The sequence below is a fragment of the Mucilaginibacter tolerans genome (assembly GCF_030519375.1).
Lineage (GTDB): Bacteria > Bacteroidota > Bacteroidia > Sphingobacteriales > Sphingobacteriaceae > Mucilaginibacter.
This window is the reverse complement of the sequence record NZ_JAUMKB010000005.1, coordinates 334,613-346,015: the sequence shown is the minus strand read 5'-3', so window position 1 is coordinate 346,015 and position 11,403 is coordinate 334,613. Positions and strand designations below refer to the sequence as shown.

Annotated in this window: 7 protein-coding genes; 5 read left to right on the top strand and 2 right to left on the bottom strand. The window is 42.4% G+C overall.

Annotated features, from left to right (window positions below):
• Nucleotides 1-92 precede the first annotated feature (92 nt).
• The 4 genes from Q3A68_RS09920 to Q3A68_RS09905 all read left to right on the top strand — a co-directional run bounded on the left by Q3A68_RS09920 (nucleotide 93) and on the right by Q3A68_RS09905 (nucleotide 7,648).
• On the top strand, nucleotides 93-1,649 hold the full coding sequence (locus Q3A68_RS09920; protein ID WP_302900918.1) for an FG-GAP repeat domain-containing protein: 1,557 nt from the start codon (nucleotides 93-95) through the stop codon (nucleotides 1,647-1,649).
• Nucleotides 1,650-1,943: 294 nt separating this feature from the next.
• The gene (locus Q3A68_RS09915; protein WP_302900917.1) at nucleotides 1,944-3,365 is read left to right on the top strand and encodes an FG-GAP repeat domain-containing protein; all 1,422 of its coding nucleotides are present in this window, start codon (nucleotides 1,944-1,946) and stop codon (nucleotides 3,363-3,365) included.
• A gap of 100 nt (nucleotides 3,366-3,465) precedes the next feature.
• Nucleotides 3,466-6,258: a glycoside hydrolase family 2 protein gene (locus tag Q3A68_RS09910; protein WP_302900916.1), complete on the top strand. Its 2,793-nt coding sequence runs from the start codon at nucleotides 3,466-3,468 to the stop codon at nucleotides 6,256-6,258.
• A gap of 103 nt (nucleotides 6,259-6,361) precedes the next feature.
• Entirely contained in the window at nucleotides 6,362-7,648 is a 1,287-nt protein-coding gene (locus tag Q3A68_RS09905; RefSeq protein WP_302900915.1) for a flavin monoamine oxidase family protein, read from the top strand.
• 40 nt (nucleotides 7,649-7,688) lie between these two features.
• Here Q3A68_RS09905 and Q3A68_RS09900 read toward each other — a convergent pair whose 3' ends face one another.
• Complete coding sequence (locus Q3A68_RS09900) at nucleotides 7,689-8,903, bottom strand: family 8 glycosyl hydrolase (protein ID WP_302900914.1); 1,215 nt, start codon at nucleotides 8,901-8,903, stop codon at nucleotides 7,689-7,691.
• Complete coding sequence (locus Q3A68_RS09895) at nucleotides 8,903-9,904, bottom strand: LysR family transcriptional regulator (protein ID WP_302900913.1); 1,002 nt, start codon at nucleotides 9,902-9,904, stop codon at nucleotides 8,903-8,905. Before Q3A68_RS09895 ends, Q3A68_RS09900 begins: the two co-directional genes overlap by 1 nt.
• A gap of 91 nt (nucleotides 9,905-9,995) precedes the next feature.
• Here Q3A68_RS09895 and Q3A68_RS09890 point away from each other — a divergent pair, with 91 nt between their 5' ends.
• Nucleotides 9,996-11,399 carry a TolC family protein gene (locus Q3A68_RS09890; protein WP_302900912.1) on the top strand — a complete coding sequence of 468 codons (1,404 nt, stop codon included), beginning with the start codon at nucleotides 9,996-9,998 and terminating at the stop codon, nucleotides 11,397-11,399.
• Nucleotides 11,400-11,403 lie beyond the last annotated feature (4 nt).

Sequence of the window (11,403 nt, the reverse complement as noted above, 5' to 3'; positions counted from 1 at the left end):
AGCTCGCTGATGGGAGCAGAGCAGGGCAAACAGGTAGGCGAATACATCTGGCAAAAACTAAAACTCACTAAATAATACTTTATACATTAATTATGAGATTAACCAAAGTCACTCTCTATTCCATATATCTGTTACTATTTGTTTTTTTGATCTCAGGAACCATATTATTCAATGGGTGCACTAACACTACTAAAACCACAGATACTTTTACTCCAACCGGAGATACCGTTGCCGACGGAAAAAAACTGGTGGCGATGTACTGTACAAAATGCCACACGAAGGTTCCCGCAAATGCGCTAACCAAGGATGTGTGGCAGTTCCATACACTTCCCGGTATGGCACATTACCTTAAGGTCTCAGTTTACGGAACATCCTTTTATAAGAAACCAACAGACACCGGAGGGATTTCGTTGACTAATTTGCAAATAATTCATGATTATTATCAAAAAGTGGCTCCCGACTCTATGCCGGTTTCAGTGCCACCGACTCCGTTGATCAATGATTGGGCCGGCTTCACTTTAAAAAAGCCTAAAGAGGCTAATCGCGTAAGTTTTACCACAATGGTTGCAGTAAATCAGTCAACCCATAAAATATATAGTAGTGATGTAGTGACAACTAAACTATATGAATGGGATAAAGATTTGAACGTGAGAAGTGTTGGTCAGCTTCCTTCGCCTGGGGTTGATATTAATTTTATAAAGGATGAAAAAGGCGTAGATGCAGCCAGGGTTGCGTGTGTAGGGGAGTTTGCACCAATGGATTTTCCAAATGGGAAAGTGGTAAGTGTGCCCCTTAATGATAAAACCGAAATTACAGCGCCAAAAGTAATAGCCAGTGAAGTTTACCGCCCGGTGCAAACAGTGGAGGGAGACTTTAATAAAGATGGTCAAACTGATTTGGTAATTTGTGCCCAGGGGAATAAATCGGGGGGAGTTTACCTGCTGAGCCAAAAATCAGATCATTCATATACACAAAGCACGATAATCAAAAAAGCAGGCTCTGTACAGGCGAGGGTGGGCGATTTTAATAACGACGGTTGGCCTGATTTAATGATATTATTTGGAACAGGCGATGAAGGCCTGTGGTTATTCCTGAATGATCGGAAAGGCGGGTTTACAGAAAAAAATCTGCTTCATTTTCCACCTGTATACGGATCAACCAGCTTTCAGTTGGTTGATATGAACCACGATGGCAAGCTGGACCTGATTTATACTTGTGGTTATAACTTTCACGATTCACGCGTTTTCAAGCCTTATCACGGGTTATATATTTTTATAAATCAGGGTGATTGGAATTTTAAACAAAGCTACTTTTACCCAATAAATGGCTGTACAAAAGCTATTGCGACGGATTTTGATGGTGATGGTGATATTGATATTGCAACAACAGCTTTGTTTGCTGATCTGGCCCATAAACCGAATGAAGGGTTTATTTATTTTGAACAGGATAAAGCAATGAGTTTTAAACCACATGCAATACCCGTAAACAAATATGGCAGATGGCTAGGCATAGATACTATTAGTAAGCCGAACGGAAGGCCTGATATCGTATTGGGGAATTATGCAACGGGATTGGTGGTAGGCCCAAACCTTAAACCTTACTGGAATATGAAGCTACCAATAATAATATTGGAGAATCATAAAAAATAGAATATAAAAATTCTTAATTAAAAAGTGTATGTGAGGATAATCAATGGATTATGCTGAATATGTTTTTACGTATCGGGATTATTACAATGTGCAGGCAAAATAGCAAAGCAGCAGCGCCGTTTAAACACATAGCTATGTCTGCGCAGCCATCACAAGGACTTAAACTAAATGTTCACAAAATTTAGACTTTCTTCAATTCAGGTTTGTGTTCTAATCGTATGTGCTGTCACGACGCTAATTTTTATTGCTTATAGTTGTAATGAAAATACACCCGAAAGCAGACTCAGACAGGATATGGCTGACGGTAAAGAACTGGCGAAGAAATACTGTGTTAGCTGTCATCAGTTACCCGATCCTTCGCTAATTGACAGCGCCAGCTGGGTAAGAGGTGTTTTGCCGGCTATGGCAAAGCGACTGTATATAAACAATTACATGGGGCAATACTTTGCCGATCGTAAATCAGTGTTGAATATTGTAGAATGGCAGAAAATTGTATCCTATTATCAAAAGAGCGCACCGGTTAACTTAGTTATTCCTAAACCTGCTACTCCCGCATTAAAGGATTGGTCATTATTTAGTTTGGTTAAACCCGTGGAAGACCCAAAAGCACTGGTTGCAATGACCACCCTTTTGGCATTCGATCATAGCGATCACCAGTTCTACAGCGGCGATGCGGCCGGTGGCTTTTATCAATGGGATAAAGACCTAAAGTCTAAGTTGATCCGGAAGATGCCTTCATCAGTTACAGGATCCATCTTTCCGGCGAATACCAATAATGCCATATTAACCTGCATTGGGGTGCTGCCACCGCTGGATATTGAAAAAGGACAAGTGGTACAGGTCAGCCTGAATGCTAAAAATAAAGAGCAGAAGATATTTGCGGATAGCCTTCCCAGGGCCGTACAAACAGTTGCTGCTGATTTTAATAAAGATGGTTTAACAGATTATGTGGTGTGCGGGTTTGGGCACGAACGCGGCGGGCTGTTCTTATTGCAACAAAGGCCCGATCATTCTTTTAAGAAAACAGTTATAAGAGAGGTACCGGGCGGCGAGCAATTAGCCACCGGTGATTTTGACAATGATGGCTGGCCCGATGTGATGTGTTTGTTTGCACAAGCCGATGAAGGGATATGGATGTTCCTGAATGACCACAAGGGTGGTTTTATTACGAAAAACCTGCTGCACTTTCCTGCTGTGTATGGTTCAAGTAGTTTTCAGCTGGTTGATTTTAATCATGATGGCAAACCTGATATATTATACACTTGCGGAGATAACAGCGATTTTTCGAAGGTGCTGAAGCCATATCACGGCGTTTATATTTTTACAAATCGGGGTGACTGGAAATTTAAGCAAACTTACTTTTATCATATCGACGGCTGTACCAAGGCCATTGCTGCCGATTTTGATCATGATGGCGACCTGGATATTGCAACTATAGCATTTTTTGCTGATTTTAAGTTTCACCCGGCGGCAGGCTTCACTTATCTTGAACAAACAAGGGCTAATCAGTTTACGGCTCATGAAATACCAATTGATCAGTATGGCCGCTGGTTGACGATGGAAATAGGGGATATTGACGGGGATGGTAACCAGGATATCATTCTTGGTAATTTTTCAACACGTGGAAGGGGCCTGGTGAATCAAAAGGGTTTTAAACCTCAATGGGATCAGCATTTGCCTGTGATTGTTTTAAAGAATAATTCTCCTAAGAAATAATATAAAGGGCCATCTCATTAAAAATAATATGATAAAAAGCTAAATTAGTGCAACACCTTCGCGGTATTGTTAAGTAGTTTTACGAACGCTATTTGTAGGAATGAAAAGGCTCTTTTACTCATCAGTTTTTCTGCTGCTTTGTTTTCTCTTTCCCGCAGCCTTATTCGCGCAAAATGGAGCGATTAAGCAGGTTAAACTAATCAATTTTGATCTTCAATCGTCGACACTTATAAAAGAGAATGGCAAGGAGCTGTCTGAACCCAATTATCATTCGGGTATTTACTGGTTTCCGGTTAGCGTACCGTCGACAGTGTTGACCGGGCTTGTGGCTAATCATATCTATCCGGACCCATACCAGGGATTAAATAATATGTTGATACCGGATGCTTCTGATCAATTTAATAAAGAATATAATCTTGAGCAATATAGCTTTTTGCCTAATACCCCAAACCCCTGGAAGCGGCCATACTGGTACCGGACTACCTTTAAAGTACCAGCTGCGGATAAAGGGCGAAGATTTCAGCTGATTTTCAAGGGCATAAACTATCGTGCTGCAGTTTGGGTGAATGGTAAGCCAATTGCCGATTCGACCCAAATGGCAGGGATGTTTGCCGAACATAATCTGGATGTGAGCAAAGAAATTATTGCAGGTGCTGAAAATGGTCTTGCAGTAAAAATATACCCGCTTGATTATCCCGGTTATCCTGCCAAAGAACAGTTACAAGCTCTCGGTCCATTTTATGAAAATGGGGGCCCTACAGGTGATATTGGTAAAAATGTCACCATGTTATGTTCAGTAGGCTGGGACTGGATGCCACCGGTACGTGACCGGAATATGGGAATATGGCAGCCCGTTTATTTACGCACTACGGGAGCAGTAACTATCGGTCGGCCCAAACTGGTAACCAATCTAACTGATACGAATACGGCAAAACTATCCTTGAACCTCACTTTATCTAATAATACAAACTCCTCAAAGACCGGTAAACTGACGGTTAGCATTAAGCCGGAAAATTTTGTTGGTGCACATGTACAATTCTCTCAGGAGGAAAAAGTAAAATCAAATTCAACAACAGAAGTAAGCTTGAATGCGGATAAGATAAGCCAGTTAACTATTCATCAACCACATTTATGGTGGCCAAATGGTTATGGAGCCCCTAACTTGTACCGTATTCGTTTACAATACAGTGATGCGTCGGGTATACAGGATGATACTACTTTCTTGTTTGGTGCAAGAACGGTTAGCTCAAAAGCGACGAAGACAGCAAATGGTTTTGTGCGCCGTGAGTTTTTTGTAAATGGCAAAAGGGTGCATTTGAATGGAGGAGCCTGGGTACCTGACATGATGGTAAACCGCGATTCTGCCCGTTATGATTATGAGATCCATTTATGCCGCAATGCTAATGTGAACCTGGTGCGTATCTGGGGTGGAGGCGTAACTCCACCTGATGCCTTTTGGAACGCTTGCGACAAGTACGGAATGATGGTGTGGTCGGATTTTTGGGTGACGGGTGATACACAGGGCGAGTTCAAAGGTTCGCCCGACTGGCCGCTGGAGGGAAACGTGTTTATAGAAAATGTAAAAAGTACTATTTATCGCATCCGAAACCACCCAAGTTTATTAGTCTGGACTGGTGGAAACGAGGGGCATGCCCGTAAAGAGCTGTACGATGCGATGCGCGATAACATTATAGCGATGGACGGTACAAGGCCATTTATACCAAGCTCATCAGGCTTTGCCAAGTTGCCGGAAGGATGGAAAGGTTCTTATCCGGATGATATGCCTTCGGGCGTATACAGCGGTGGCCCTTACGCCTGGAAAGATCCTAAAGTATATTATAAGCTGGCTGACGATGCACACGATTGGGTATTTAAGGATGAAACAGGCCTGCCATCACAGCCGCCATATACTACACTGGCCAAAACGATCACCAATCTGACCTGGGATCCAAAACTACCTTTCCCGCTTAACAATAGCTGGGGATATCATGATGCAGCAACAGGTGCTGCTATGTATGATAAATATTATGAAGAGATGGCAAAACGCTATGGTACGCCAACCACTATGGTGAACTTCTCAGACAAGATGCAGCTAATGAACTATGTGGGCTACCAGGGAATTTTTGAAGCAGCTGGTCACAAACTAACGGAAACGGGTGGTGTGATGCTCTGGAAGCTGAATGCTGCATTGCCAAGTGTGGTTTGGCAAATATATGACTGGTACCTGGAGCCAAACGCAGGTTATTATGCAATGCAGAACGCTTGTGAACCTGTACATATCCAGTTTAACCAGGATGACTCAACAGCGGCGGTAATCAACCGTGTGCATCATGCTACTGGAAGTCTGAGTGCTGAGGTCGCTATTTATAATGTCGATAGTAAATTGCTAAAATCGGCTCATGGAGAACACTTGGGACTGGCTGGCGAAGGTGTACAGGAAGCAATCAAACTAAAAGAAATATTGAAGGACATAAAAGAAGCATGCTTTTTGGTAATGAACCTGAAAAACGGCACAGGTAAGGTAGTTTCTCATAATGTTTACTGGTTATCGTCTGGGAATAATTTTAGGGCCCTGAATAGTATGCGGAACACCCAAGTTGAGACCAGGGTGTTGAAGGCAGAAAAAGGCAGAAGCGAAAATAAATGGACATTACAGTTTACAAATAGCTCCGGAAAGCTGGCATTCTTTGTTCGACCTCAACTGATAAAGAATGGAGAAGAAGTAATGCCAAGTTATTGGACGGGTAATTATTTTACGCTGGCTCCGAAAGAAAGTATTACCGTTTCAGTTAGTGCACCTGTTGCCAAATTGGGCGGTGTGGAACCCACTGTTTTGCTGGAGGGATGGAATGTTGAAAAACAAACTATCAAATTAGCTGTAAGTAATAGATAAGCACTCAACAATCACTTCTATAGCATAGCCTTCCGGTAACGGGAGGCTTTTGCTTTTTGTGACTATTGTTGTGACAAAATCCTTTTAATTTGCGTCATCGATTATGAAAAACACAGATGTAATTATTATAGGCGCCGGTGCAGCAGGTTTAATGGCTGCTTATGCGTTATCCAAAGCCGGAAAGCAGGTGGCGATATTGGAAGCGCGTGAGCGCTTGGGTGGGCGAATGTATACTTTAAATGATGACCTGCATACCGAGTTGGGTGCTGAGTTTGTTCATGGTGATTTGCCTGTAACGATGCAGCTGCTTAAGGAGGCGAATATCGATTTAATACCTGCATCGGGTGAGATGTGGCACAGTCGTGATGGTAAGTTTTCAAAGAATGCTGAACAATTTGAGCATTGGGATTTATTAATGGCGAAGCTCAATAAGCTTCAAAAGGATATTAATATCGGTGATTTTTTGCTGCAAGAGTTTGGTGATGAAAAATATACAAACTTAAGAGCATGGGTAACCCGTTTTGTTTCAGGATATGATACCGCTGATCCATTTAACGCTAGTGCATTCGCCTTGAGAAGAGAGTGGCAAAGCGAGGACGATGATACACAGCACAGAGTAAAGGACGGTTATGGGCGAATGATTAATTACCTGGTTAATACAAGTGAACAAAATGGAGTTCGATTTTATTTGACTACCATAGCCAAACAGATTCATTGGACACATGGGCAGGTGGAAGTGATTACATCTAATAAAGAAAGTTTTAAAGCAAAACAGCTGATCATCGCCCTGCCATTAGGCGTTTTAAAGGCCGACGCGTCAGAAACAGCAGCGATAACGGTCAGCCCTTCTGTTAGCATGTGTTGGCAAGCTATCAGCCGGATAGGTTTTGGAGCGGTAGTGAAGGTATTACTACAATTCAAAACAGCTTTCTGGGAAGATCAATCGGTAACCCGCGTCGATTTGAGTGATATGGGCTTTATCCTATCAGCAGAGGCGATACCGACCTGGTGGACACAACGTCCGTTGTCTTCAACTTTACTTACCGGTTGGCTGGGTGGTCCTCCGGCTGCGAAGAAGAAGGATATGAGTAGTGGTGAGTTATTGAAAGAAGCGTTGCAGTCTTTATCCAATATATTTAACATCGAGTTAAATAAATTAAAAAATAACCTGGTAGCCTCGCACGTAGTTAACTGGACAACCGATCCTTTTACTTTAGGCTCCTATGCTTATGATACATTGGAGTCAGCTGAAGCCCGGAAAGTATTAAACACACCGATAGATCATACCATCTATTTTGCCGGAGAATATCTGTACGATGGCCCCGCGATGGGTACGGTGGAAGCAGCGCTGACCAGTGGATTGGAAACAGCTAAAAAGTTGATTGATTAAGTTAATAATAGCTTTCCGCTTTGGCCTTTTAGCTTGAAGTTTACTGCCAGTAATTTCCCGATAGGATGATCATATTTAATAGCTTGATGCTGTTATCATAATAATCGTAATCCTTCAGTTTGAAATTCACAAGGTAATCCCAGGTATCGTTTAGCCATTGCTGATTTTTCTTATCGGTCATAGAAGAAACGGCAAACGGGCCGATAAAACTTAGAGCTTCAAAATAGCGGTGTTTGATGTCATTACCTGCGAGGGTATATCCTGCTGAGAGGTTATCTGGTTTATTTTGGGTGGTTTCGCGTATCCATTTATTAATCCGGTTATTGAATTTCTTTGCACGTTTCTCGCCTGTAAGAAGATAATCTGTTGCTATGCGCCATGGGACACGACAGGCATTATAATTGTAAGTACCATCATAAGGGGATTCCAAATAATTTGGTTGAGCAGGTGCCGCTTTTTTATTGATGTGACGAATAAAGTCAGGCACCAATCCAGCATCCGGACTGTACGTATCCTGCATATAGCTGAACAGCTTATAGCTATTGTCTATTACTTTCTTCCACCTTACATCGTGCGTAGCATTTTCAAAAGCCTTAAAGTTTGCAGGCATAAAATCCGATGTACGGGTATCGTAATAATCTTTGCTGTCGTATTCTATTGCATCACTTATTAAAATAGAGTAGGTGTGTGGATTAATCTCATAATGCATAATAGATGCGATCATTTTCTGTGCTTCCTTCAGATAATTGATTTTGCCTGTGCTACCCCATTGTTTGTCGGCCATTAGGAGGGAATAGGCGATATCCATGTCGCCATCAGTGGCTGTGCTCTTATCCAGGTCGTGGCAGCCTTTGGTTTGGGCCCAGGCCATCAGATTGGAGTGGTTTGCCGGATGGTTTTTATAATATTGATAGAGGCCATTATAAGTTGTTTTTGCCGATCGATCCGCCCCGGCCATCAAAACAGTAATGATCATACCATAACCCTGGCCTTCGGACACGCATTGCTTGTCACCTTTACGCTCAAACCAAACAAAATATTCGCGCGGATGACAACCCGCCCTGATATATCGATCCTTCCACTGTTCATAAAAGCTCAACGTTAGCTTATCCAGGTGTTCCTGCGAAATATGGTTGGGCTTGATGCTGCCTTTTGTATAAGTTGTGTGTTGCGGAAAGGGTCTGTTTGGAACCTGGCAATACAGATCTATACTTAGACATAGAAAGATAATAGTCCAGATATACTTGAAATGCATCAGTATTGATAATTCTTAATATCCTGCATTGTGCTGTATTTCGCAAGAGGAGCAGCCGCCTGCATTGTTCCGGGATATCCCTGTAACATCGGTTCGTCTGTGTTCAGATCAACACCTGCAAAATACATCTTTAAACATTCCAGAAAATTTTGAATAGCCGGTGTTTGTTTACATGTTGCCGCAAACCATGCACGTTTGGCTATACTGTGATGCAATGGCTTTACTACGATATTCCTGTCCTTCAGGTAGGGCTCAACAATCCAGTCGGCCATTACAGTAATTCCCAATCCAGCATTTACCATCTCGATGGTTGCATCTGTATAATGTATGCGGTGCAGGGTTTTGGGTTTTACATGCTGCGCTTCGATCAATGATTCAATTACCGGGGTATCCTGGTATGATGGGTCGTATAGAGGGAGAATCAACTCCTGGTCCTGAAAATCACATATCTCTATCACATCTTTTTTTGCCAAAGGGTGATCTTTGGCAACCACGGCCATCAATTGATCTTCAAAAATAGGTTCGTAACGAATGCGTGTATTTACCATTTGTGTACGGATGATACCAATGTCCAGATCACCATTCATTAAATATTCTAATGGGCGACGGGTGGCCTCAGACAATATTTGAATATTGATATCCGGCCAGCGCTTTTTATAATATTTAATGATGCCCGGTAGCCAGTGGTAAGCGGTATAACATTGCATGCTGATAGAGAGCTTGCCTGTGCGGCCCATTTTATAGTTGGTAATATCCTCCTCAAGCGATTTAATTTCAGCTAATATTTTTTCGGACGTCCGCAGAAAACGATATCCCTGGTCAGATAAATGTAACCTTTTCCCTTGCCGGTCGAATATTTGTACATCGAGTTCACGTTCCAATTCCCTTAGCTGATGACTCAATGCGGATTGCGTAAGGTGCAGTGTTTTAGCGGCTTTGGTTAGTGTTCCCTCCTTCGAAATCGTATCAACTAACCGAAAATGATGCAATGCGATGTTCATTATTAGTATTTTTAATGATTGTAACAAAATTAATTCATTTTTTTCATATAGGACATAATATCTAATTTTGTCGTGTCAAATTTACACGTCTATGGTCAACACGCCTTTTAAGCATTTCCTCTATGTTTTTCTGGGCTTTTTTAGCATCATCCAGGCACACGGTCAGGAAAAAGTGTTAACGATGAAGGATGCGGAGCAATTGGCGCTCAGCAACTATGCCTCCATCAAAGCTAAAGCCAGCCAACTGAACGCTGCAAAAGCGTATTTGAAAGAAACAAAATCCGAATACTTGCCCGATGTGAACTTATCGGCACAGCAGGATTACGGAACAATCAACGGGCAAAACGGTCCTTTGTATGGTTATCGCGGTTTAAGCGTTGCCTCCTCAGGCCCGGCTTTGTCACATCAAAACTGGAATGCAGCGTTCGGCGCCCTTTATCTTGCTAACGTAAACTGGGATTTTTTCGCATTCGGGCGTGCAAGGGAAAAAGTTAAAGTACAAAAATCTGTTGTCGGGTTGAACGAGAACGATCTTGCGCAGGAACAATTTCAGCATCAAGTCCGAGTAGCTACTGCTTATCTTAACCTGTTAGCTGCACAGCAATTGGCAAAGGCTCAGCAGGATAACCTGGGCCGTAGCCTCGACCTGCAAAAGGTAGTTGTGGCAAGGGTGAAGAATGGACTAAATCCCGGGGTGGATTCAGCGTTAGCAAATGCTGAAGTTTCAAATGCACGCATCGCGTTAACCAATGCACAGCAAACCGTTCAGGATCAAAGCAGCCAGTTATCAAATTATTTGGGTATAACGCCTCAGAATTTTGTATTGGATAGCGTGTTCCTAACCAAAGCGCCTAACAATGTTGATCAGCAATCGGCAATTAACCTGGACAACCATCCGATATTAAAATATTATCGTGACCGTATTGGAGTAAGCGACGAGCAGGCAAAATATCTCAAAACATTTGCCTATCCTACCTTCAGTTTTTTTGGTGTATACCAGGGTAGGGGATCAGGGTTTAGCTCAACGTATGGCTCTGATCAAACCGCTTATACCAGTAGCTATGGCAGTGGGGTCGATCCGACAAGATACAATTATCTTTTCGGCATAGGTTTCGTCTGGAACATCACCAATCCGTTTAGGATACATTATAATATTCAATCGCAGAAGTTTATTTCAGAACAATATCAGAATGAATATAACCTGGTCAGCCAGCAATTGCGCGACCAGCAGATACTTGCCGACACCCGGATATCCAATGCATTGAAGAATTACCATGAGGTGCCTGTCGAAGTAAAAGCAGCCAGTGATGCTTATGTTCAGAAATATACTTTATATCAGAATGGTCTGGCCAATATTGTCGATTTCACACAGGCGCTGTATACGCTGAACCGTGCTGAAGTAGATAAGGACATTGCTTATAACAACGTATGGCAGGCATTATTATATAAGGCAGCGGCTACGGGCGATTTCGGGTTATTCATCAATAATTTTTAATCTA